The 25,477-nt window shown below is 32.9% G+C and carries 28 protein-coding genes; all 28 read left to right on the forward strand.

Features of this window, described 5'->3' with window-relative positions; translation table 11 throughout:
- Positions 1–13 precede the first annotated feature (13 nt).
- Positions 14–1,096: a glycine cleavage system aminomethyltransferase GcvT gene (gene gcvT, locus Q0992_RS07415; protein ID WP_299521804.1), complete on the forward strand. Its 1,083-nt coding sequence runs from the start codon at positions 14–16 to the stop codon at positions 1,094–1,096.
- Between the two features lie 28 nt (positions 1,097–1,124).
- Positions 1,125–1,955, forward strand: a complete 831-nt coding sequence (locus Q0992_RS07420; RefSeq protein WP_299521807.1) for a sugar nucleotide-binding protein — start codon at positions 1,125–1,127, stop codon at positions 1,953–1,955.
- Positions 1,956–2,159: 204 nt separating this feature from the next.
- On the forward strand, positions 2,160–2,447 hold the full coding sequence (locus tag Q0992_RS07425; protein WP_299521810.1) for a 4a-hydroxytetrahydrobiopterin dehydratase: 288 nt from the start codon (positions 2,160–2,162) through the stop codon (positions 2,445–2,447).
- Positions 2,448–2,455: 8 nt separating this feature from the next.
- Entirely contained in the window at positions 2,456–4,498 is a 2,043-nt protein-coding gene (locus tag Q0992_RS07430) for a S41 family peptidase (protein ID WP_299521813.1), read from the forward strand.
- Positions 4,499–4,510: 12 nt separating this feature from the next.
- Positions 4,511–5,536, forward strand: a complete 1,026-nt coding sequence (locus Q0992_RS07435; protein WP_299521816.1) for a hypothetical protein — start codon at positions 4,511–4,513, stop codon at positions 5,534–5,536.
- Between the two features lie 54 nt (positions 5,537–5,590).
- Positions 5,591–6,337 carry a YebC/PmpR family DNA-binding transcriptional regulator gene (locus tag Q0992_RS07440; RefSeq protein WP_299521819.1) on the forward strand — a complete coding sequence of 249 codons (747 nt, stop codon included), beginning with the start codon at positions 5,591–5,593 and terminating at the stop codon, positions 6,335–6,337.
- 161 nt (positions 6,338–6,498) lie between these two features.
- Positions 6,499–6,873: a hypothetical protein gene (locus tag Q0992_RS07445; protein ID WP_299521822.1), complete on the forward strand. Its 375-nt coding sequence runs from the start codon at positions 6,499–6,501 to the stop codon at positions 6,871–6,873.
- 160 nt (positions 6,874–7,033) lie between these two features.
- Positions 7,034–7,987, forward strand: a complete 954-nt coding sequence (locus Q0992_RS07450; RefSeq protein ID WP_299521825.1) for a 30S ribosomal protein THX — start codon at positions 7,034–7,036, stop codon at positions 7,985–7,987.
- A 250-nt stretch (positions 7,988–8,237) separates the two neighbouring features.
- Entirely contained in the window at positions 8,238–9,191 is a 954-nt protein-coding gene (locus Q0992_RS07455) for a hypothetical protein (RefSeq protein WP_299521827.1), read from the forward strand.
- Positions 9,192–9,354: 163 nt separating this feature from the next.
- Complete coding sequence (locus Q0992_RS07460; RefSeq protein WP_299521830.1) at positions 9,355–10,371, forward strand: hypothetical protein; 1,017 nt, start codon at positions 9,355–9,357, stop codon at positions 10,369–10,371.
- A gap of 146 nt (positions 10,372–10,517) precedes the next feature.
- Positions 10,518–11,174, forward strand: a complete 657-nt coding sequence (locus tag Q0992_RS07465; protein ID WP_299521833.1) for a hypothetical protein — start codon at positions 10,518–10,520, stop codon at positions 11,172–11,174.
- A gap of 161 nt (positions 11,175–11,335) precedes the next feature.
- Positions 11,336–12,280: a hypothetical protein gene (locus tag Q0992_RS07470; protein ID WP_299521836.1), complete on the forward strand. Its 945-nt coding sequence runs from the start codon at positions 11,336–11,338 to the stop codon at positions 12,278–12,280.
- Positions 12,281–12,462: 182 nt separating this feature from the next.
- A complete protein-coding gene (locus Q0992_RS07475) occupies positions 12,463–13,176 on the forward strand; it encodes a hypothetical protein (RefSeq protein WP_299521839.1) in 714 nt (237 codons plus the stop codon).
- 146 nt (positions 13,177–13,322) lie between these two features.
- Positions 13,323–14,516, forward strand: a complete 1,194-nt coding sequence (locus tag Q0992_RS07480; protein ID WP_299521842.1) for a hypothetical protein — start codon at positions 13,323–13,325, stop codon at positions 14,514–14,516.
- A 222-nt stretch (positions 14,517–14,738) separates the two neighbouring features.
- Positions 14,739–15,134: a hypothetical protein gene (locus Q0992_RS07485; RefSeq protein ID WP_299521845.1), complete on the forward strand. Its 396-nt coding sequence runs from the start codon at positions 14,739–14,741 to the stop codon at positions 15,132–15,134.
- Positions 15,131–15,355 (forward strand): hypothetical protein, encoded by a 225-nt coding sequence (locus Q0992_RS07490; RefSeq protein WP_299521848.1) that lies wholly within the window; start codon positions 15,131–15,133, stop codon positions 15,353–15,355. Before Q0992_RS07485 ends, Q0992_RS07490 begins: the two co-directional genes overlap by 4 nt.
- 18 nt (positions 15,356–15,373) lie before the next feature.
- The gene (locus tag Q0992_RS07495) at positions 15,374–15,511 is read left to right on the forward strand and encodes a hypothetical protein (protein WP_299521851.1); all 138 of its coding nucleotides are present in this window, start codon (positions 15,374–15,376) and stop codon (positions 15,509–15,511) included.
- 160 nt (positions 15,512–15,671) lie between these two features.
- Positions 15,672–16,079, forward strand: a complete 408-nt coding sequence (locus Q0992_RS07500; RefSeq protein ID WP_299521854.1) for a hypothetical protein — start codon at positions 15,672–15,674, stop codon at positions 16,077–16,079.
- 302 nt (positions 16,080–16,381) lie between these two features.
- Positions 16,382–16,966 carry a hypothetical protein gene (locus Q0992_RS07505; protein ID WP_299521857.1) on the forward strand — a complete coding sequence of 195 codons (585 nt, stop codon included), beginning with the start codon at positions 16,382–16,384 and terminating at the stop codon, positions 16,964–16,966.
- A gap of 235 nt (positions 16,967–17,201) precedes the next feature.
- Positions 17,202–17,930, forward strand: coding sequence for a hypothetical protein (locus tag Q0992_RS07510; protein WP_299521860.1), 729 nt, complete (start codon positions 17,202–17,204; stop codon positions 17,928–17,930).
- Between the two features lie 206 nt (positions 17,931–18,136).
- A complete protein-coding gene (locus Q0992_RS07515; protein ID WP_299521863.1) occupies positions 18,137–19,036 on the forward strand; it encodes a hypothetical protein in 900 nt (299 codons plus the stop codon).
- A 282-nt stretch (positions 19,037–19,318) separates the two neighbouring features.
- Positions 19,319–20,446 carry a serine hydrolase gene (locus tag Q0992_RS07520; protein WP_299521866.1) on the forward strand — a complete coding sequence of 376 codons (1,128 nt, stop codon included), beginning with the start codon at positions 19,319–19,321 and terminating at the stop codon, positions 20,444–20,446.
- 150 nt (positions 20,447–20,596) lie between these two features.
- Entirely contained in the window at positions 20,597–21,220 is a 624-nt protein-coding gene (locus Q0992_RS07525; RefSeq protein ID WP_299521869.1) for a hypothetical protein, read from the forward strand.
- Positions 21,221–21,403: 183 nt separating this feature from the next.
- Positions 21,404–22,516 (forward strand): serine hydrolase, encoded by a 1,113-nt coding sequence (locus Q0992_RS07530; protein ID WP_299521872.1) that lies wholly within the window; start codon positions 21,404–21,406, stop codon positions 22,514–22,516.
- 159 nt (positions 22,517–22,675) lie between these two features.
- Positions 22,676–23,125: a GNAT family N-acetyltransferase gene (locus Q0992_RS07535; RefSeq protein WP_299521875.1), complete on the forward strand. Its 450-nt coding sequence runs from the start codon at positions 22,676–22,678 to the stop codon at positions 23,123–23,125.
- A 257-nt stretch (positions 23,126–23,382) separates the two neighbouring features.
- A complete protein-coding gene (locus tag Q0992_RS07540; RefSeq protein ID WP_299521877.1) occupies positions 23,383–24,147 on the forward strand; it encodes a DUF6090 family protein in 765 nt (254 codons plus the stop codon).
- A gap of 7 nt (positions 24,148–24,154) precedes the next feature.
- Positions 24,155–25,183: a serine hydrolase gene (locus Q0992_RS07545; protein WP_299521881.1), complete on the forward strand. Its 1,029-nt coding sequence runs from the start codon at positions 24,155–24,157 to the stop codon at positions 25,181–25,183.
- A 7-nt stretch (positions 25,184–25,190) separates the two neighbouring features.
- The coding region (locus Q0992_RS07550; protein WP_299521884.1) for an NAD(P)H-binding protein at positions 25,191–25,477 on the forward strand (287 nt) is incomplete at its 3' end.

Consider the following 25,477-nt stretch of genomic DNA (forward strand, 5'->3'; position numbering starts at 1 on the left):
GAATGAATTTATAATGAAAAACACAGCCTTAACGGAAACACATATAGCATTAGGAGCCAAAATGGTACCCTTTGCTGGTTATAACATGCCTGTACAATACGAAGGTGTAACTATTGAACACGAAACAGTTAGAAAAGCTGTTGGTGTTTTTGATGTGTCCCATATGGGCGAATTTTTGATTGAAGGGCCACATGCCCTGGAATTAATTCAGAAAGTATCAAGTAATGATGCTGCAAAACTCGAAATAGGAAAAGCGCAATATAGTTGTTTGCCAAACGATGATGGTGGCATTGTGGATGACCTCATAATATATAAAGTAAAAGATGAAACCTATTTGTTGGTTGTTAATGCCAGTAATATTGAAAAAGACTGGAACTGGATTTCATCAAAAAATAATGTAGGAGCTGATATGCGCGATTTAAGTGAGGACTATTCGCTATTAGCCATACAAGGTCCTAAAGCGGTAGAAGCCATGCAATCTTTGTCTAGTCATGATTTATCTGAGATAAAGTTCTATAATTTTGTTGTTGGTGATTTTGCAGGTATAGAGCATGTCATTATTTCCGCAACTGGTTATACTGGCAGTGGTGGGTTTGAAATCTACTGTAAAAATTCCGAAGTAAAACAAATCTGGCATAAGGTATTAGAAGCTGGAGCAGATTTTGGTATAAAACCAATTGGCTTAGCAGCCAGGGATACGCTTCGTTTAGAAATGGGGTATTGTTTATACGGAAATGATATTGATGACACCACCTCTCCTATTGAAGCTGGGTTGAGTTGGATTTGTAAATTCAATAAGGAATTTACCAACAGTGAAGCATTACAAGCCGAAAAAGAGCGTACACCAGAACGTAAATTAGTAGCTTTTAAATTGAATGAAAGAGGTATTCCACGTCAAGGCTACGATATTGTAGATCATAGCGGAAAAACCATTGGCAATGTAACTTCTGGGACAATGAGCCCAAGTTTAGGAATAGGAATTGGCTTAGGCTATGTGCCAAAAGTGTTTTCTAAAGTGGATAGCAAAATCAATATTCAAGTAAGGAAGAAAGCCATACCTGCAACTGTTATAAAATTGCCCTTTTACAAAAGCTAACCACTGTTTTTGAATGTCGATTTGATAGATGAAGAAGAATTTAAGCAAACATAAAGTACTTATCCTTGGTGCCAGTGGTTTTATTGGAAATGCCATTTACAAAGAATTAGGCCCTTATTTTAAAACCTTTGGTACGTATAGAACTCCAAAGAAGGAATTTGAGAATAATAAACAGTTCTTTCAGTACAATCTCGAAGAAGATGACGTTTACGAAATTCTTGAAGCTACAAGACCGTCAATTATTATTTCTACATTACGTGGGGATTTCCATGCGCAGACTATTGCCCACCAGCATGTAGCTGAATATGCTCTTGATTCTGGATCTAAAATTATCTTCTTGTCCTCTGCTAATGCCTTTGATGCTTACAGTAAATACCCAAGTTACGAATTGGATAAGACCTTAAGCCATAGTATCTATGGTCACTTTAAGATTAAGATCGAAAACATGCTCTTGCGCTTACCCAAAACTCAAGTAGCCATACTACGGTTGCCCATGGTTTTTGGTACAAATTGCCCCAGAATTCAGGAAATAAAACAGTTGATAGCAGACGATGCTTCCGTAGAGATTTTTCCGAATTTAATAATGAATGTTACGCTCGATAAGAAGGTAACCCAGCAAGTTCATTACATTATTAATAGAAATAAATATGGCATTTTTCACTTAGGCAGTACGGATCTTGTTCATCATGATGAGTTTGTTAAACATATTTTAGATATCATTACTGAAAAGAAAGTCTTGCTAAAGCATGTGTATACAACCAACGAAGACCGTTATTTAGCTGTTTTACCTAAGTTTAATAAATTACCAAAGCATCTTCAAATTACCAGCGATAAAGTTTTGGAAGAACTTCAGAAATAGTTAATAATATCTATATTCTCGTTGCTAAATTTCTTTTGAAGTCAATTAATATTTTGTAATTTTCAGTAACAAAACAAATCGTCGGTTCGAGTGTCACGCTCCTAGCGTGATTTATCGAGAACTAATTCAAATATTAAATACTTCTCGATACAATTTCAATAAATTGAAATCACTCGAAGTGACACATTTTTATTCAATAATTATATGAAATTAGACGAATCTACCATTGAAAAAAAACTACTGCATTTCCCAGAATGGGAGTATTATGACAATGCCATTCATGTAGAATTAGAGTTTGATAATTTTAAGGATTGCTTTAGCGCTATGAGCCGTATTGCCTTTGAGTGCGAAGCGCAAAATCACCATCCAGATTGGAGCAATGTTTACAACGTGTTAAGAATATCACTTTCTACTCACGATGCTGGTGGCGTAACACAAAAGGACTTTGATTTAGCGGAAGCTATTGAAGCTATAGTTGAAGCTGAGGAATAGGCAAATCTATGATTAAGACTCTTGCCTCTTTTTTATGTATATGTTCTGCGTTTTCATCTTTTTGTCAAGAAGCAACCTTCTGTTCAGAATTAGTGTCTATCGCAAAAATTGTCGAAACCTCTCATTATAAGCCCAAGCCCTTAAATGACAGCTTGTCGATTGGTGTCTACAAGTTATTTTTAAAAAGCATGGATGAAAGCCAGAGTTTTTTTACCTCCAAGGACATTCTAGACTTCAGTAAAGACCAATATCAACTCGACGATTACATAAGGAATAAAGATTGTGGTTTTATAACACGATATGCTCAAATTTTAGAAAAGAGGATTAACAATTCAAAAGCCATATTAGAGTCTTTAAAGGATTCAAACCTCGACTATTCAGGAAAAGACAGTCTTTATTATAGGTCTAATGACGACCGATTGTATTTTAAGGATGACAAAGCCATCGCTAGGTTTTGGAACAAAAAGCTGCGGTATAAAATCCTAAGGAAACTTGTAGAAAACGACAGCGACCTCGTCCAAATAGAAAACAACTTTAAAGTATTAGAAAGTGCGGTTAAGCTAAAAATCATAGATAATGAGATTTGCTTGCTGAACGAGCTTTTAAAATCTAAGGGTTCGGTCTTAAGCTTGGTTGAAAGTGCTTTTTTAGACGCTTTCCTAAAATATCAGGATCCAAATTCTGCCTATTTTAGTGCTTCGGAAAAGAATTTATACGAAACCTCTATTGCCAATTCCCAAGAGACTTTTGGCATAACAACCCAAAAGCAAAAAAATGGAGACATCGTCATATCCTATATTGCACCAGGGAGTACTGCGTCTAAGCAAAGTGAGCTCGAAGTCAATGATATCATCTTAGAATTAAAAGCCAATAATAAAACCCTAGAGACTTATTGTATCTCTAACCAAACCATTACAGAATACATTAATGATTCTAAAAATAATAGCGTGTTATTTAAGGTTAAAAAGCAAAATGGAGATATAAAATCCATTAGACTTAAAAAAACATCCGTCTCAGTAGAAAGTAATTCTATTACTGGATATGTTATAGATGGCACACTTAAAATCGGATATATCAACATTGATAGTTTTTATACCGATTTGGAATCATTACATGGTCTTGGAGTAGCTAATGATGTTGCAAAACAACTCTATAAGCTTCAACGCGAAGGCATTGAAGGTCTTGTTGTAGACCTTAGGTTTAATGGAGGTGGCTCTATGAAAGAAGCTACCGAATTAACAGGTATGTTTGTTGACAAAGGGCCTGTTGCCATATCGAGCATGAGAAATTACGATAATTATACCATAAGAGACCCAAATCGAGGCACCATTTTTAATAAGCCCATGGTTATCTTAATCAATCAGTTTAGCGCATCTGCATCCGAGTTTTTTGCTGGTGCACTACAAGACTATAATAGAGCCGTTCTCATAGGTTCCACAACCCATGGTAAAGCAACATCCCAAAGTATACTACCTGTTAACGAATATCAAAATACCAATTTCATAAAGTTAACTATGGGGCAGTTTTACAGGGTTACTGGTGAAAGCCATCAAGAAACAGGTGTCATCCCAGATATAATATTACCAAGTATATATGATAACTATAAATCGCAGGAAGTTTTTAAATCGCATACTTTACCTAACAGTACAGTAAATGTAACTTTAAAGCATAGCGCCAAACCAAAAATGGATCTAAGCACCATAAAAAGCAAGAGCGAAGACCGTGTTAACGGTAGTTCCGCCTTTAGTGCCATAAAGACATTTAACACAATCTTTGTAAACGATTATGTGTATAAGGAAGGTGCTTATCCGTTGACACTAAAATATATCTTCAATGATAATGCTACTTATAAAACAGCATTCAACGACTACAATAAAGCACTAGAACAGAGTCTTCCTAAATTAAATGTTCTTAATAATGCTTCGACCAAAGCCATTTTAGAATATAACGAAGATGATAAAATCGCAAATGAAAAGCTTCGGAAAGGTTTGGGCCAAGACCCTTACATTCAAGAAGCCTATTTAATAATCAATGATATCATAAATCTTTAATTTAAATCCTTTATGAAAAAAATTACCATCCTTTTGATTTTTCTAATAGCCACAAGCACGTACTCTCAAAATTTTGATTCAGCCATAAGCTACTTGGACTTTGTGGCCGAGCAGCAAGAAGGTATAACGAAAAAAATGTGGCGGTATACCAAGGCTATTGCTCATGGCAGGAGTGACAGAAATGTAGAAAGCAAAAGAAAAAGCTTGCTAAAAACCTTAGACCGCGCCATTTCAAAAATTAGAAAAGCTTCGGGTTATCAAGATAACGTGTTTAAGGATCAGCTTCTGAAGCGCTTACAATTCAACAAAGATCTTCTTAATAATGAATACGCCAAAATAATTGACATGAAAGCCGTAGCTGAGCAATCTTATGATGCTATGGAGGCCTACATGTTAGCGCAAGAGTTGGCTGATAAAAAAATGGAGGAAATACAAGAGGAATACGAAGCCAATTATTATGCCTTTGCTGCTAAGCATAATATTAATATTATAGAGAGTGAAAGTGATCTTGGAAAGAAAATGGCCATATCCAATGAGGTCTTCGGGTATTACAAAAAGATGTATCTGATTTATTTTAAGGTTTATATCAATGAAGTCTATCTTATGGACGCGCTTAATAACAAAGATATTAATGCGATACAACAAAATGCCAATGCCCTTAGCGAAAGTGCAAAGGAAGGTCTGGAGATACTAAATGCCGTTGAAAATTACAAAAACGATAAATCCGTTATGATGGCCACAAAAAAAGCCTTTGAGTTTTTTATTGATGAGGCCGATAATAAAGTTAATATCCTTACCGATTTTTTAGTCCTAAATGAAGACCTAGAAAAAGCCCAAGCCACATTAGAAAAAACGCCTCAACGCAAACGCACTAAAGAACAAATAGATAGTTACAATGCTATGGTGAAGGATTTTAACAAAGCCGTTAAACAGTACAATAAGACCAATGTAGATCTCAACAAAAGGCGCGAATCGATTATTAATAGTCTTAATATCGTCAACCAAAAGTTTTTAGATAAGCATATACCAAACGATTAGTAGAATTATTTAAATTTGTCAGCATTACGCCACAACAGTTAAAATAAATAATAGATGGGAAGAGCTTTTGAGTTTAGAAAGGCAAGGAAAATGAAACGTTGGTCCGCTATGAGCAAGGCCTTTACACGTATTGGTAAAGATATTGTAATAGCCGTAAAGGAAGGTGGTCCCGATCCCGATAGTAATTCGCGTTTACGAGCCGTTATACAGAATGCCAAGTCTGTAAACATGCCCAAGGATAACATTGAGCGCGCTATTAAACGTGCCACTGACAAGAACCAAGGGGATTATAAGGAAGTCCTCTTTGAGGGTTACGCACAGCACGGCATTGCAGTACTCATAGAAACCGCTACGGACAATAATACTCGCACGGTTGCCAATGTACGCAGCTATTTTAACAAATGTGATGGTAGCTTAGGTACACAAGGCTCTGTAGTTTTTATGTTTGACCATACTTGTAACTTTAAGATTAATGGAGATGGACTGGATTTGGAAGAATTGGAATTGGAGTTGATTGATTTTGGTGTAGAGGAAATCTTTGAAGATACCGACGAAGATGCCGATGGTAACGAACAGACCAGCGTCATGATATACGCACCGTTTGAAAGCTTTGGCAGTATACAATCTTATTTAGAGGAAAGCACTATTGAGATTATTTCTTCTGGTTTTGAACGCATTCCACAGGTAACCAAAAAATTAACTTCAGAACAAATGGAAGACGTCGAAAAACTGCTCGAAAAGTTGGAGGAAGATGACGATGTACAGAACGTTTACCACACAATGGAAGAAGCCACAGAATAGAGTTTACAATATGATTAATTGGAGAGGGCTTCTGCCCTCTTTTTTATTATCCAAAATTTATTGAAAATTAAATCGTATTAATTATCTTTAATCTAGAACGAAATCACAGCCGAGACCGTTGTACGCAATTTGACCAAATCGCAACTGAGTTGAAAAAATAAATGGATAATAAACTGAAAATTATTTCTCTGACTTCATACTCACTCATAATTCTTATGGGACAAATGATTGGACTTCCATTTATTTTATGGCTGATTTTTACAAGTTTTGATTTTGGAAATAGTGACCAGATTTTTGCAATTAGCGGACTAATCGGAATCATTATAAATTTCACAAAGTATGGGAAACCGACACTCGGAAAAATATTAAGTTTTGTTCTTATGATTCTACCAATCGTGAGACGAATGACTGAAATACCAATAGAAAAATTTAATTATTTGACTTTTCAGATACCGCTTTTGATTTTTGTAATTGCTTATCTGATTTACATAATTAAACCAAATAGAAATAAAAAAACTGCGTATAACAATGTATAATCGCAATTTGCTGCCGCCAGTTCACTTCGCTCGTGTCGGCGGATTGGACCGTTGGCAAATCCACTCGGAATTGCTAACGCCTGTTTTTAACTCGAAAATAATCGCTAATTTAACATGTAACTGACAGTTATACGAGACCGTTGGCATTAATTATTCGAAAATGGGAAAAGGTGACAAGAAAACTAAAAAAGGAAAAAGGTTTTCAAAGTCTTTTGGTGTTCATCGTTCTAAAAAGAAATATTCTTCAATTGAATTATTTCGAAGAAAAAATAGTTATTATCGAAAAAAATTCTCAAAAAAATCATCATTTAAAAAAACCAAACAATCAGATGTTATTACGGAATTGACATTAGCTCTAGTCAGTGAGAAAAATGGATTTTATTATTCTTCAGGTTCTGCTGTAATAATTGCACCTTACCTAGCTATAACTGCAAAACACATAATTGAAGATTTTTTTAACAAGTATGACAACAAAGACAAAAAAACCTTAAAAAATAAAACAGGCGAAATAAAAGGCACATTTTCATTAACTGCATTCCAGACATTAGGTGGCGAAAAAGACAAATCTATTTGGTCTATTACAAGAATGTGGCCTTGTGCAAGTACAGACATTTATTTTCTTAGGCTTACACCAGCATCCCAATTAGCTTTGGATTATAAATGGAAAAAAATAACACTTGATTTTAAGACCGTTAAAGTAGGTGAAAGAGTTTCTGCTTTTGGTTATGGGAATTCTAAATATATAAAAGAGAAGAGTCTTAATAATCTAACATATGAAGCTTCAACATCAGTTGGTGAAATAATTGAAGTATATCCTGAGAAAAGAGATAGTTCCAGATTAAACTTCCCTTGCTTTATGACAAATTCAAGATATGATGGTGGTATGAGTGGTGGTCCAGTTTTTAATGAAAGAGGTTTTTTATGTGGACTTATATGCTCTAGTTTACCTGCGAGAAATATTAACGAAGAAGATGTTTCATATGTCTCTTTATTAAAACCTATCCTAATGACACAAATTGATATTCCTTATATAGAATTAGGACAAATCGGTATTTATCCTATTTTAAAGTTAGTAGAAGAAGGAATTATAAGTGCTGTTGATTATGAGACATAAGTTTATTAACTAATGCCAACAACGTGTATATTCAATTGCTAGCTTCTTGCCTACTTTGGAAAATCCTCGCGGATTTTCCATTCAGTAATTATTTGCTATTTTAGTGCTTAAACCACGCAACTGAAACATACACAAACACGTTAGCGGTAATACAAAAACAACCTTACTAATTCAAATGACCATTTCACTCAATATGCATTTTCTTTAAAAGGAACTTAATTTAGTTTCGTAAAAATTCAATATCCAAATAATGAAAAAATTAATATTACTTCTAATAATAACTTTTTATGCAAAAAGCGCTTTTGCTCATCAAGATTTTTGGATGATTAAAGATTATGGGAATGTCAAAGTAAGAATTAAAACAGGATTTCAATATGAAGAAATTAATAAGGCATTTATATATGGACAATTAGTGGAGAAATTAGCATCTGAATTAGGTTATAAAAAACAAATTTTTCTCGATTTCAATCATCATTATACTGGAGATTGTGAGCCAGATTATTTTATTTCATTCGATAAAGGAGCAATAAAATATACTTGGAACGGAGCAACTAATCAAAAACCGATTTTTGATAACAATACAATCGTAATCAGACAAGTTGCAAATAAGTTTGACGCTGAAACTACATTAAAACTTTCAGAATATGCAATACAAAACCTATCTGAAATTAAATCCAATCAAGATTATATTGATTACAATAAAAACTATTGTCAATGGAGAATCAAAACGATAGATGTTTCAAAAATAAAAAATAAAATTCGTGACAATAGGAGTAGTATTGTGAGTACAGTAATGTCCTCTAAAATAGAAAGACCTGATGCGGAATTCAAATTTGGATATACATACTATTGGCATAATGACAAATACATAGTTTTTGAACGAGATGTTTATGGTAAGGAAACTACCGTAAAAGAATTTGATAAAATATATGATTTTAAACGTGTTGGGAATTGTATTTTTATTTTCACTTCAGTCTCTGACTTTCTTACATTAAAAAAAACTTATGGGAGAAGACCAGAAGTAATATCTAAAAAATGGACTATTGAAAATGCTGAATTAAATTATCGCCCATATAGATTAGAACATCTTGGAGGATACAAGTATTCTATTTACTTTACCTATCATTCAGATGAAGAAGGTTGGCAACCAAAACAACAAACTCTGATTTATGATGAATCAAGAGACAAATTAATTAAATTATAAAAATACTACCGCTAACAATGGCTATAAGTAATTGCTTGTTCTCGCCTACTTATGAAAATCCTCGCGGATTTTCTGCTTGGTGTGTACTTGCCAAGTTAAGTGCTAACTCACGCAACTACTCATAGCCTTGACCGTTGTGTGCAATTTCGACCCTCTTAACTAAATGGAAATATCGAACGATAAAAAGATAGTACTGGATAAAGATTTAAGCCCTGAAAATCTTTGCCTTTTTGGATTAAAACTAGGCGATTCAGTCGAAGAAATACCAACAGACAAAGAAAACGGATTTCAATATGGCTCTTTGTGGATTTCATCTAACTCTGAAGCAAGTTATAGAGCTGACAGTGAGAGAAAGTCTGTAATTGTTGAATTTCTTCTTCGTGGTGAATTTCTAACGGACTTAAAATTGACCAGTCCAAGAAGAATAGTGCGAAAATTTGGCAAACCTCAAGCTATTGAAAAAAGCAATGGAACTCATTATTATTTCTACCCTGAACGAAAGTTAGTAGTTTCTTGGTGGCACGAATATGACAAATTGTTTGGTGTTTATATAGGAGACAACATCATCAAACAAACAGAATATACTGTTAAAAATTTCCTCGACAAATACTATGAATTCAAAGCTATGGTTCCAGATTATAGAAATTGGAATCATAAAAGCTTAAAATATAACGAACCAAGACTATATCGTCTAAAAGAATTGGAATCTTTAATTCAAGCATTTGACATAGGAACAGACTTACTACAGGATTTTCAGAACAGGAAATTTCTTGAAAGAAGAACATTGTCTGATTTTGAGCCTATTATAAAAGATATTGAAAAATATGCCCTTAATGATAAATATGAAAAAGAAAGATATCAATCTGAAATAGAAAGAGCAAAAAGCGTCAGGTGGTTTGAAATGTTAATTCAAAATTTTATGAGGTTTTCAGAAGAAATGAGAAATATTCTTAAATTCAACAGTGGAGTTTTAGAAGCAGGTTCGTTGATTTTTAGATATTCAATAAATAAAACTCAAAAACTTTTAAATGATATCGATTTAAAAGAATTAAAGGAGATAGACGAACTACTTTGCAAAGTTCTAGACCCAAAAAGTAAAATCTTTACTAAGAGCGAATTAATTAAAAACTTCAATTTTCCTGATGTTGATTTAGAGGCAATTGATATGGAAAATTATTAAAAAAAACTGCACACAACAATGGCTATAAGTAATTGCTTGTTCTCGCCTACTTTGGAAATTTCGAAGGAATTTTCAACTTGGTGCGTACTTGCAAAGTTTAGTGCTAACCCACGCAACTACTTATAGCCGAGACCGTTGTAGTGCATATGAAGCAAACAGTATTTCTAATATTAATGACAATGACTTTTAATTCAGTTTCTGGACAAAATTTAAATGGAAAATGGTTATTGAAAGACATTGACCCTGGAAATGGAAAAAAAGGTTATCCTGGATTTCAACTGCTCGAAATTGAAAACGATAGTGTTCATATTTACACGGATTTTTCACTTAAAGAAAAAGCATCCACTTTAATAATGGACAATGGTGATTTGTTGAACTTAAAAAAAGAGAAAACTTCGACATACAAAGTCATTAATAAAAATAATCTGAAATGGTTTGTAAATGGAAAATCTAATGACAAAGACGCCATTTTTGAGTGTGACTTCTATCGGCTTGAACCGACAATCACAAAGCTGAAAAAAGAAGATATTGAAAAAATGACATTCGTTCTGACCGAAAACGGACGAGAGACGGAATTTGAATTTAATAAAGAACTTTGGGACAAAGAAACACTCAAACGAATGAAACGAAAAGAGGGCGAGAAAAAAATGATTCAACAAATAGACTCAACTTTCTTTATTGTGTCATATTTTGATGGAAAAAGGAGAAGTTCAATTCCGATTAAAGAGGTTACGCCTGAATTAATAACAATGTATGCTATTCCGACTGCACCAATGGAAATGACTGCATATCGGAAAAAATAAATACGCACCACAACAATGGCTATAATTCATTGCTACTACTCGCCTATCCCAAAAATTAGTTTAACTTTAAACGGCTGGATTTCTACGGTCGAAAATTCCGCTGGAATTTTCAACGCAACGAAATCATAGCCGAGACCGTTCTACGCAATTTGACCTAACCAATGAACATATATTTTGACTTGAACATTTTCGACCGAATTGAGAAGAAAGAAACTCTCAAAGAAAATGAACGGGATTTATATACGAAATGGGAGAATTTAGTTTTATCAGGTCAAATAGTTGTTCCTTATTCAAATGCACATCTGAATGACTTATTTCGTGGATTTCAGAAAAACCCTAACTATATAGATGGACATTTAGACAATATTGAACGGCTGACAAAAAATCTTTGTATTTGTCAATATTGGGGAAATAAAAATGCAGTTTGGCATTTCCGAGAAATTAGAGAGTTTTTTAATGAGAAGAACTCTGAATGGGAATTTGAACCCAATTCATTTGGCGAACTTTTCGATTCGGATTTAGGAATTCCAAATCCATTATTGCTTTACAAAATGATTCCACTACCAAAAGAATGGAAATTAGGTTATCGACAAGACCCAATGTTTGGAATAATGTATCCAAAATCGAAAACCGAAAACAATATGTATGCATTAATGGAAGATATTTTCAACTTTCAAAGTCGCCTGAAATCGGACTATAGCCTTTACAAGTCATTTAAAGCAAATTTAATGCGAAGTATGAATAAGCTAAAGAATAACAAGGAAATGCTCAAAGCTGTAAAACAAAACTTCAAGGATTTACCCAAACATTTAGACATTTTTGAGATTTCGGATTTATATGGACCAAAATCTAAAACAAGCGAAAACGACAATTATTCAAAACTGATAGAAACGTTTTATAAATACGACCTAAAAGGATATAAATCTGATGGGAATTTTAATAATATGTTCGATGATTCTTTACATACGTTTTACGGAGCACATTGCGACTATTTTGTAACGAATGACGACAGATGTAAATACAAAGCGGAAAAAACATACGAACGATTAAAAATAAATACGATTGTAATTAAAGCAAATGAAATTGACCGAATAAAAACTGCGTAGAACAATGTGTATAATTCATTGCTAGTTAAAACCTACTTACGAAAATTCCAGCGGAATTTTCTATATGTGATTATTTGCTAACTTTAGTGCTGAAACACGCAACGAAATCATACACTTTACCGTTGTGGGTAATTTAACGCAACTGTTCAGAACAATTGACATCTATTGAGAAAAAGCATACTATGAAAATAAAATTTGAGTACTCATTAATACTATTTTTGATGTTATTGCCAACTTCTTGTGAAGATACATTTGAACCAAGCGGAATAGAAACAAGAGTTTTCGGGCGAATGTATGATAGCCAAAATGGCTTATCCTTAACAAACCATAAGTTGAGAATAGGCGAATACAATCTAGTACCTGGATTTGGTTCAGCACCGAATATTGACTTCATTCAATATGTTGATTCGACAACTACAGATTCATCTGGTTTTTTTGATTTTGTTTTTACTACAAGCGGACAAGGCGACAGATATCAATTAGAGGTCGATTTTGACTTTGATACTTACGCCACCAATGATGGAAATTTCTTTGGATTATTAAATCAAGAATATCATACTGAATTAGAAAATTTAGGAGAAGACACAGAAATAAATTACGAGGTACTTTTTGTATTTCCTGTAAGTCTTAAAATTACACTTGATTCTGACGTTCAATTTTTACCAATCAGAATTCGAGAACCATATTACCGAGCGACAAATAATTTGACTGAAACAGGAGTTGAGAACGTTCGCTTGTATTATGTTGACAAAAATTCGAGTTGGCAAGTTGAATTAACAAGAACGACATCCGAAGGACAAGCACAACATGTGATTTTTGATATGCCAGCAACTAACAGCACCGAATTAACTGAATTTGAATTTTATGTCAACGACAATGATTTTGTTGACTATTAAAAAACTACTCACAACAATGGCTATAAACAATTGCTATTACAGGCTTATTCTGAAAATTCCCGCGGGAATTTTCAGCTTGGTGTGTACTTGCAAAGTTAAGTGCTAAACCACGCAACTACTCATAGCCGGAGACGTTAGGCACAATTATGAAAATCACCCTGAACATATTGATTCTACTATTGACTTTTTGTGTTCAAGGTCAAATTTCAGAATCTTGGAATTTGGATATTGACAGCTACACTCATAATTCCTCAAACTATGCTTCCAAATTCCCACCAATAGAAACAGCCAAATTCTCGAATGGAGATTTTGTTGTTTTATCCCAAAATGGAAGTTTAGCAAGATTTAAAAATAGCGGAACAATAATCTGGAAAAAAGAAATTGAGACTTGCGCTCAACAAAGAGTAATAATAGACTCAAACAATGATATTATTTTGAGTTGCGGAACTGAAATAACCAAATTTGACACTAACGGACAAATAATTTGGAATAAAGACTATTCAGATATATTCAGCAAAAAATATTTGACCTTTGATGCCATTACATCGGACAACGAAAACTTATATGTCGCTGGTCATTTTTTTCATTCAAAATTTATTTGTCAGCTTGGTATAGATAAAAATGGAGGTGTTCTTTGGAAAACTAAATTCAAACAAAAAGTAGATTATGAGTTTTCATTTTTGCCACCTAAACAAATAGTTGTCTTTAATGAAAAAATCTATATTCTTGCTCACCATTATACTAAATCAAATTCGTTTATTTATTCTTCAAATCTTAATGGTAAGAAACGAGCTGATAGCTGGTTTTACTTCAAAATAAAGAGATTAAAACCATTCGATAATTCCTTATTTGCTTTAGGTCATCTAAATAGTCTTAAAGACAAAATAGGTTTTGGGAAAATTGAAGAAAACTTATCCTTATCAAATGTTTCAGAATTTGAACTACCGAGAAATTATGATTACGAAAAAGCCATACTATATTGGGCTACCACACCACCAACAAAAGAAGAATTCGATAAAAAGTATATTACTTCATACGACATTAATGATTTTGAATTTTTAAGTTCTCACAATTTGTTGATAGTCGGAAATTCATATGGAAAACCTTTGATTTTAAATTTGGGTTTGAACAACGGAATTAATTGGAGCGTGGACAATTTAGATAAAAGATATTTTAAGTTTAACAACAAATACACTAATCATTATTACGTTTTACATTCTATCAAAAAAAGCGAGAATGATTATTTGATTTCAGGAATTAGTGAAGAACAAGATGACCAAGAAGATATGTTTGTGAATTACATAAACTTATTTGTTCGAAAAATAAAAATGGAAAAATAACTGTGCCTAACAACGCGTATAGCTCATTGCTATTCAGTCGCTTAGCCGAAGTTATAGCGTATTTGGAAAGTCGCCAAATTTTTAAATTTGACGATTTCCAACAAAAAAGATAAATAGTAAAATTTAAAAATCTGGCTTGTGCTTAAACCGAAAATAATCGCTAATTTATACGCAACGAGCCATACACAAAACCGTTAGGCAACATTAAAACCAAATCAACGAATGAAAAGAACAACATTTTTATTATTAGCAATTCTACCAATTTTGACTTACGGACAAAGCGAATTTTGTGAAAAGAGCTTTGGAGAAAGTTACTATCCACTAAAAATTGGATTTGAAAAACATACTGACCACGCAATTAAATTTTCAGAAATTGGACTTGAAATTGCGAATAACCATAAAGATTGGTTTGCTTACAAAAAGTCTTTAAACCCAAAAATGGATTATGTAAAATGGGTTGGTGTTGGAATCGCTGGATTGTCTCTGATTTGGAATATTTATCAAGGAATTACGAATAGTAAATTAAGAGATGATAATCGAATTCTCGGAGATGAGATTGAAGCGTTGGAAAAGGAAAATGCTGGTTTGGAACAATTATTAAAAAAAGCACAGGAATGAGTTGGGATGTTGTACTTTTTAATTCAAAACAGAAAATAGAATCGGTTGCTGAACTGGACGAAAACCAACTCGAACCAACTGATTTTAGCGGAATATTAGAAAAATCATTTGACCAATTAAAAAAGGACGGAAATCACAGAGAAATAATCGGAACTGATTTTACAATTGACTTTTTTGCCGACAACGAGCATTCAAGCAATTTTATGCTTTCACTATACTGAGAAAATGCAGTTTATGCCTTGATTGAATTATCGAAAAAGTATAATTGGCAGATTTACGACTCTGGAATTGATGGAATGATTGACTTGGAAAATCCCGAAAATAACGGATTTGACAATCACAGAAAATATGTTGAACAGATATTAAAAAATAAATAAAAACGTTGTACAACAATGGCTATAAGTAATTGCTTGTTCTCGCCTACTTCTGAAAATCCTCACGGATTTTCAGTTTGGTGCGTACTTGCAAAGTTAAGTGCTAAGCCACGCAACTACTCATAGCCTAACCGTTAGCCTTCATTTAACCAAACTGAACTCAATGAAAAAAAACATTTACGGAATTGCAATTACAATTATTAGCATCATAAATATTCTCTTTATGATTTTCTGCTTTTTTGTGTACGATATGGGACTGAATAATAATATCTACATAATTGGCGGAACGATTATTTCAATTGGACTTTTAATTCTACTGTTCAAAAACAATGTTTATGGATACATTGGAACAATAATCTTCTACGGAATTCAAATGTTTGGAACTGAATTGATTTTCGAAAATTTCCGATATGGACTTATTCTGCGCTCTGAATCCGATGGTAGTGTGAATTCGACTGACTTTCAGCTGGATTTAAATACTACAGCGATACTTTTAGCGATTTTAGGAATATTAGGCTTTATGAGATATAAAAAACTGACTGAATTAAAAGCGGAATCTAAAACTGAATAAAAAAACGAAAGGCTAACAATGGCTATAAGTAATTGCTTCTACTCGCCTACTTTGGAAATTCCTGCGGAATTTCCAACTCGGTGCGTACTTGCAAAGTTAATCGCTAACCCACGCAACTACTCATAGCCGAGAACGTTGTACGCAAGCTGAACAAAACCCTACCTAAAAATCTACTAATGAAGTCTAATCAGATAAAAATATTATTATGCCTATTCGTAGTTCTGCTATTATTTGGTTGTAAAAGTTTTCTTTTTCAACACTATGAGTTGTACAACAATTCATATTCGGAAAAAGGACGAAATTTGACTTATCACAAAAAGCAATATCAAAAAATTGACTCAATTCAATTAAACGAAATCAGAATTTGTAAAAAAAGAAATAAGGATACTCTTAGTGTTACCAATACAGATGGAGATATTATTTTTGATTTAACTACTATAAAAAAATCACTCGAGAAATCTCTAAATAGTAGATGGAAAAACATACAATATTATCAAGGTCTAAATGATGAATGGAACACAAGCTGTAAGAGCCTAAAGCGAAAAAACTTATTGGATAAAAAACTCTTGCCAAAAAGTTATACGAGCAAAAAATATCATTTATTACTTTCATTTAATATAGAATACACAATAGAGAAAAATCTTGATATTAGTGGTGTTTGGGGAACATCTACATATCAAGACATAGGTGATAATATTTCTAAAGTGGAATATGAACTGGTTTCAGCATTATTTTATAGAGACTCTCTGTTGTATATGGGTAATCAAAAATATAGGTATTGGTTTTCCAGTAAACGTAGTGAAAAAATAGAGCACGAAATTCCTGAAAATATTATTGACAGTTTAGTAACAAAGAGTTTGGTTGACTATAATAAAAGATTAAATTAAATGATACCGGAAATAAAGTCAGCTTACAGCACAAGCTATAGTTCATTGCGGCTGAAATTCCAAACCTACGCCAAGGCTTCGTTGTTCGCAGTCGGAATTTCGAGCCTTTTTACTAAATTTATGGTTACAGCGGAATGATACTAGCGTACCATTCCGTAACGACACGAGAGACTGAAGGTCTCGAAATGACGAAGTAAACCATAGCCAAAATCGTTGTAAAACATTTGACCAAAAAATGAGAAATCTGATTAAAATAATAATATTTCTTCTTATTCTCATTTCCTGTAAGAATTATTCAATTGAAGAATATCCAAAACTTGCTGTTGTTAAAACTGGAACATATGAACATATAGAAAGTTGCTATTTTATTGAGACGAATGATTTTAATGTGTTTCCACAAAATATAAAAGACTCTATTGAAAATTATTACCGAAAAAGAATTGGAGAACCCTATTTCAAAAAACTAAAATTCGATTTTGGATATATAGATTCGGACAAACCAATAAAGTCATCAAACAAAAATTCTAAAATTGACAGTTTGCTATTTGATTATTGGGAAAAGCCAGAAGTTTGTGATAGTACATACACATATCCTGTTTATACTACAGCATTTAATATCGAAATTCCTGAAATCGGAATTAAAAAGTTGGCTGTGAATTTAGTAATGGATAAAAATGGAAAAATCATAAAAGATTTTCAGTATCCGAATTTTGAAAATTATGCAGTTAATAAAAAAATAATCCCAATAGATTCAGTTAACTCAATTCTCGTAAAAAGAAAAGTATCAAATGACAAACTAATCGTTGCCATAGAATACGATGAGAAAACAAACTCTCTATTTTGGATTCCAAAAACTATTGTAAGTCCTGGTAGTATTGCTGTACCAAGTTGTTTTCCTGAAATTGACTATCATTTCGGAATGAATATGTTTACTGGAGAGATAAAAGAATTTAATGAAAAATAAAAACGCATTACAACAATGTATAACCGCAATTTGCTGCCGCCAGTTCGCTCCGCTCGTGTCGGCGGATTCGACTACCCTTCGACAAGCTCAGGGCAAGCTAGAATCCACTCGGAATTGCTACGACCTGTGCCAGCCAAATATTAAAGAAATAAACCCGTAACTAGCGGTTATACGAGACCGTTGCAAACAATACAAACACAATCCATATGAAAAAAACAATTTACATCTTAACAGTTTTAATATTTAGTTTTTCATGCAGTAATGAATCTGGCAATAATAGTCAGGAAGACAACCCAATTATCAACGGAGATGTTATATTCCGAAATCAAACGGAGGTAAACAATTTCGATTTAGATGATTATGAAAGTATAAATAACTTATTGATTCAGACTAATAGTTCAGATGACCCAATTGTGAATTTAAATACTTTGACGGAATTGCAGTCTATTAATGGAAGCTTAATTATTGCTAATAATTATGGTTTAAATTCAATCGAAGAATTAGATAATCTAACAAATGTAGGAGGTGAAGTTTCTATTGTTGAAAATGGATTATTTCAAAGCTTAACTGGCTTAAATAATATTATAGGAAATGTGTCAAAAGTAAATATACTTTATAATGTTAATTTAATTAACCTTGATATTCTTAACAATATTAATTCAATTGAGACTGATTTAAATATAAGTGGTCGAATTGAAAATATGGATAGCTTTAATGATTTAAATTCGATTGGTGGTAGTTTTGACTTGTATGGTAATAATGGAACTTCATTTAGTTCTATTTCAGGTTTTAGTAATCTACAATCTATCGGCGCAAACCTTAGAATTTATAGTACAAACTTGCCTAATCTGTCAATATTTCAAAATATAACTACTTTAGAAAATCTTGATATTGGCGATAATATGAACTTAACAACTTTGAACGGCTTAGAGAATCTAAACTATATAAGCAATGACTTGTATATGGGACAAAGTACACTTTACACAAATGACTATTGTGCAATTAAAGACTTAATCTTGAGTAACAATATTGGTGGCAATGTCTTTTTTTCAGTAAATGCTATAAATAATGATATTGAAGGATATTTCAACAATAACTGTAACTAAAACAAAAGTACTTTTTGCAACAACGGCTATAGCTCATTGCGGCTGAAATTCCAAACCTACGCCAAGGCTTCGTTGTTCGCAGTCGGAATTTCGAACCTTTTTACTAAATTTATGGTTACAGCGGAATGATACTCGCGTACCATTCCGTAACGACACGAGAGACTGAAGGTCTCGAAATGACGAAGTAAACCATAGCCAAAACCGTTGTAAAACACTTGACAAACGAATTAAGTATTAAGCAAAGTATGGTTTAATTATTGAACTAAATATCCGAAAAATAATATGAAATACTCTTTACGCCTTATCTCTCTTTTTTTAATTGTTTCATTTGGAACATCATTTTCTCAGGAGAATAATTCAGACGATATTATTTCAAGAATTATCCAAAAAAACGGGCAGAAATTCTTAAAGAGTAAGAACATAAATTCTGTTTCAATAGGAATCTATAAAGACGGTCAAGTTTACACAGGACACTTTGGGGAAATAATAAAAGGAAAGGGCAACCCACCTAATAATAAGACTGTTTATGAAGTTGGTTCTGTATCAAAAACCATTACTGGTTATCTTGTTGCGAAAGCAGTTTTAGAACAAAAAATTAAACTAGAAGATGACATTAGAATTTATTTAGAAGGAGACTATTCAAACTTAGAATATAACAGCAAAGCAATAACAGTAAGGAACTTAATTACTCACACAAGCGGATTACCAACATTTCTTCCTTCAGAAATGAACGGATTATATGAAAAACTAACTAAAGAAGTACCAGACGAATATTTTAAACTAGAAAAATCATACGATAAAGAAAAATTCTTGAATGATTTAAAGGGTGTATCCATAACAACAGAACCTGGTGTCAATTATTTGTATTCCAATGCTGGTGCAGAATTAATCGGATATATTTTAGAAACAGTTTATCAAAAAAGTATTGATGAGTTATTACAAGAAAATATAGCTGATAAATACAATTTGTCAACCATGGGGATTAAGTTGGATTCAATGCAAACTAAAAATCTAGTTCAAGGATATTGGATGAATAGTACAACACCTGCGCCTAATAATGTAAACCCGCTTTGGGGAACTGCTGGTGGAATTAAAATGACAATTACAGATGTAATGCGCTATATTGAATTACAACTCGATGAGAAAAATACAATAGTTTCAGAATCTCACAAAGCACTTTATGAGGTGCGTTATCCATTAAAAATAGCTTATTTCTGGCGAGTTTGGAAAGACAAATATGGAACTTCATACAATCATCACGGAGGAACAAGTGGTACTCAAAATTGGTTATTCATTTATCCAAAATATAATTTGGGAATATCTATTATAACTAATCAAAGTGGACCTAAGACACCAAACTTATTGAGTAAAACCTCTCAAAAAATGCTTAAGGAATTAATAAAAGAATAAAACGTATGGTAATAAGGCTATTGTGCATACCTTTGGGATACTCACCATACACGAACAGGTTAATGTGGCGAAATGAACAGAACTGAATTTACAACCTTAAACTTTTGATAAATAAGATAAACGAACGAAATCCCTATTAAATAAATTATTATGAACACAAGACTTACAATACTGATTTTTCTATTCATGCAAATATTTTATTCTCAAGTTAAAATTCAAGAGGACAATTTGACTATTGAGTATGTAAAAGCTAAAAAAGCGAGTCAATCTATAGGGATGGTAACTAATGTTAGAACAAAATCAAAAGAAGTCGTTCAATACAATATAAAAATTAGAGTTGAGATGCTTGATAATAAGAAAAGACCTTTTGACGCTAACAAATTTTCACTTGTAGATTACCAAGACAGTATAAGGTTACGGCCAATTGATGTAGCCTATACTAATTTAACAGATAAATGGCATTTTATCAAATTAATTAAGAATAAACCCAAATACAAATCTTTGGAAAAAAGATATAAACCAGATATAAAAGACACGTTTTTGGATTATGAATTTGAGGGAATTAATAATTTAACCATGCCGATATGCTATGAGGCATATGACAAATACAAAATAAGCTTTAAAAATCCTGATAAGGAATGCCACGAATCATATTTTGAGCCTAAAGCTTTAAGAAAGAGAAATGTAAACTTGTATTTTCCAATGCTAAAAAGTACAGAAAATGCCACTCTTTATTATGGAAATATAAAAATAGCGGAAATAGAATTAAAATAAAAAAACATTACCGAACGAAAAACACTAACCACAACAACCGTTATATTTTATTGCCTTGCTATGGCAAACCCCAAAATTAGTTTAACTTTAAACGGCTTGATTTCAACGGCCGAAAATTCCGCTAGAATTTTCAATGCAACTACTCATAGCCGAAGCTGTAAGCAATAATTAAAACCAAACTATATGAAAAACGCATTAATACTACTCTTAATCATTTTTGTTTCATGTAAGTCACCTTCTGACAAAAAAAATGAAAATAGTGCTATTGAATTAGAACAATTGCGAATAAGTATTGATTCACTTTTCAATTCTCATATTGGGGAAAATGAACCGGGAGCAGCCATACTTGTAGCTTATGATGGGCAAATGATGATTGGAAAAGGTTATGGTTTAAGAGATTTAGAAGGAAAAAAACCAATTACAAAAAGTACAAATTTGAGAATGGGTTCCGTGAGCAAACAATTTACTGCTTTAACTATTCTTAAACTTGTTGATGAGGGCAAAATATCTTTAAATGATTCGGTTTATACAATATTTCCATTCGAAACATTTAAGGATGGTACCACAATTGAGCAGTTAATAAATCATACTTCTGGAAAAGCTGATGCCGAGGAAGCATTTTTTACAGAATGGGATTCAACAAAAATTGCAGAGAACAAAGATGTTTTAAATTGGTATTCAAGTAAGAATAGAACACTCATAAACCCTGGGGAGAAATATCAATACAACAATGGTATATATGAATTCATCCCAAGCCTAGTAGAAAAGATAAGTGGGAAAGATTTTGCTGAATTTGCTAAGGAGAATGTGTTTAAAAAAGCAGGGATGGAAAAAACAAATTTTTTCAACTTAGCAAAGCCAATTAATATTGAAGAAAGAGCATTTTGTTATGAAAAAGATAGTTTAGATAATTGGAATAAAGTGGACGGTCATTTTTTAAATGGGCTTTTAGGAGCCGGTGGTGTTTACACCAGTGTAAATGATTATTTCGAATATGACCTTGCCCTAAGGAACAATTCCATCTTCTCTAAAGAAACCCATGAAATTATCTTTAAACCAAGTTCTAAAATTAATACAACTCAATCTGATACAAGGTACTATGCAATGGGCTGGGGTGTAACCGATACTGCTGCTTCGCATACTGGAGGTTGGTTTGGAACTAATACTTGGACCAAAAGATATTTGAATAAACCGCTTACCATCGCAATTTTTATGAATCGAAATACACTTTTTGATAATGGTTTGATTAAAAAAACGGATTCATTAGTGGTAAAATATATAGATAACTACCGCTAGCAATGGCTATAGTTGCTACTGCCTGTTAGCTTCGCCCATGTAGCGGATTCAACTACCCTTCGATCAAGCCTAAGGACCTGGTCTGAATCCACCTTTAAAACCGAAAATAATTGCTAACTTAGTTGTAACTGAATTTTATACAAAACCGTTGGCGGTAATTTGAAAAAAGACGAAGTGGAAATTAAAATCAGGAATGCAGAAATAAGCGATTCAGAATCAATAACAGAGCTTTCCAATCAATTAGGCTATAAGACACTACATACAGATATTCAAAATCGATTGAAAAGGATTTTAGAGCATCGAGAAAATTGTATTTACGTTGCAACCGAAAGCGGAAAAGTAGTTGGTTGGATTCATGGGTTTTATTCAATGCGAGTAGAATCGGACTTTTGTGTAGAGATAGGAGGTTTAGTTGTCAATGATAATTTTCGAAAAAACGGAATTGGGAAAAAATTAGTGGATAAGGTAATTGGATGGACTGAATTGAAAAATTGCGAAAAAGTTAGAGTCAGATGTAATGTGGCAAGAACGAAAAGTCATAAATTTTATGAAAGAATCGGGTTTAAAATAAACAAAGAACAAAAAATATTTAACAAGCGATTAAATTAAAGACTACTGTCGACAATAGCTATAAGTAATGGCGCCGTTCTCACCTACCCTTCGATTTCTTTTGACAAGGTCAATACTAGTCACTGTGGACTGACTTCTGAAAATCCTTACGGAAATTGCTAACGCCAGTTTACTACGCTCGTGTCCTAATCAGAATTTCTTCTGCTTCTAAACATGGGGTTCACTCCTATTTGCTATATTAGTGATAACGCAGCAAACCATAGACTAACACGCAATAAGTAATTTAGAACCACACTATGAAGTTCTTTAGAAGAATAAGGCATCAACTAATTTTGGATAATAAAAAAATTCAATACCTCAAATATGCATTTGGAGAAATCATACTGGTAGTCATCGGAATTTTGATTGCATTACAAATAAATAATTGGAATCAGTCCATAAAAGATAAAAATGCTTTGAATGAATATTTGATTAAAATTAAATCGCATACGGTAGAAGATATAGAACAATTAGAAGAATTATCAAAAGGAAGAAAACAAATTGCAGACCTCTGTAAAAAAGCACGTCATAGCATCTTAAATAAGACCGAAAATGACAATCTTTTTTTGTTCAAGATAAGTGGTTCTGCTTTTGTCGATTTCTATTTCAAACCAAATTCAGATGGTTATGAGTCTTTGAAAAATTCTGAATATTATGGTAAGATAAACAACACCAAACTCGATTCACTTTTGGCTAAATATCACGGTTTAGTCGATATCATTGCTGAAAATGAAAGGAGTTATAATCAATATACGGTTCACCAAGAGAATTACCTCGATACGCAATTCGACAGGTCACTAATCTTGGCTTCTGCATTTATGTCATTAGATTCATTAGCCACAAAAGCCACCCCTCAGTCCGAATATGACAAAGCATTTATTGAATATACGGCCAAACCAGCTTATAGAAATGTTATTAGTTTGGCAGCGTGGCAATTCGATACGATGATTAACCAGTATAATCAATTAACAGAACTAGGGCATGTCATTATAGAAGAAATAGACATAACAATCGTAGACTAAAAAGAAAATGATAAAAAACAAAAAAGCCAAGTGGATTGTACGAATTTTGTTGTTCGTTGGAACAGCAATATCCATGTTTTTCGTGCCTTGGATTTTGGTAAAAGCTTGGATTTTACCGCTACCGGATAATGTTCAAGAACAGGTAGATGAAGCCATTGGTTATGGATTTGATGGCATGATTGTTTATGTTGACGAAGAAGGAAAACCACCAGCGTTTTATACAGGTGGTTGGAAAGATCGCGAAAATAAAATACAAGCTGATTCAAAATCATTATTCAAAATTGCCAGCATTAGTAAGTTATATACAGCTGTTTCCATCACCAAAATGGTCAAAGAAAAGCGTTTATCTTTAGACGAAACGCTTGCCGATTACTTTCCAGAACTTGAAGGGAGAATAGAAAATGCAGAAAGAATCACCTTGAAGATGATGGTTCAACATCGGTCTGGAATCCCCAATTTTACAGATAATCCTGCTTTTTGGGAAAACGAACAGGAAAATGGTAAAGATGCTCTTGAATTTGCCCTCGATTTACCAGCTAGTTTTAAACCTGATAAAGGATATGAATATTCAAACACGAATTATTTGTTGCTTCGCAGGATTATGGATAATGTATTAGGATATAACCACCATGAGTATATCAAAGAGAAAATATTGATACCACTTGAGCTGAAAAATACTTTTTTTTCGCTTAACGAAGTTGATTTAGATGATGTAATGAGTGGATATTATGTTGGATATGATGAAGATTTTAAAGCTAATGAGTACGGAATGTTAGCAACAGCAGAAGATGTCGGAATATTTTTGCGCGCCTTAAATGATGGTTCTGTATTTGATGAAGGAGAACAGCAAATCTATCCTTACGTCTACGACCATGGAGGTTTAGTTATTGGTTATCAGAGCCTTGCAGAATACCATAAGGATATAGACACGGTTGTTGTTCAATTCATTAATACAACTGATTTTAATGGATATGAATGGAACTTATCCGAAATTATAATTAACCGCATCGTTAAGATAATTAAAAGAAATACATAAACAAGAAATGAAAGTCTTAGTAGTGGGTGCAAGCGGTGCGACAGGAAGGTATTTAGTTAATCAGCTTCTAATTCAAGGAAATGAAGTTAAAGTAATAGTTCGTACTACTCAAAACTTACCAGGATTTTGGAAAGATAATGCTATGGTACAAATTATAACAGCTAGTATACTGGAATTAAGTGACGAAGAAATAAGTAAATATGTTTCTGATTGTCATTCGGTTGCATCTTGTCTTGGACATAATTTGAATTGGAAAGGTATTTACGGTAAACCTAGAAAGCTTGTCACCGATGC

This window comes from Winogradskyella sp. (assembly GCF_028289625.1).
Lineage (GTDB): Bacteria > Bacteroidota > Bacteroidia > Flavobacteriales > Flavobacteriaceae > Winogradskyella.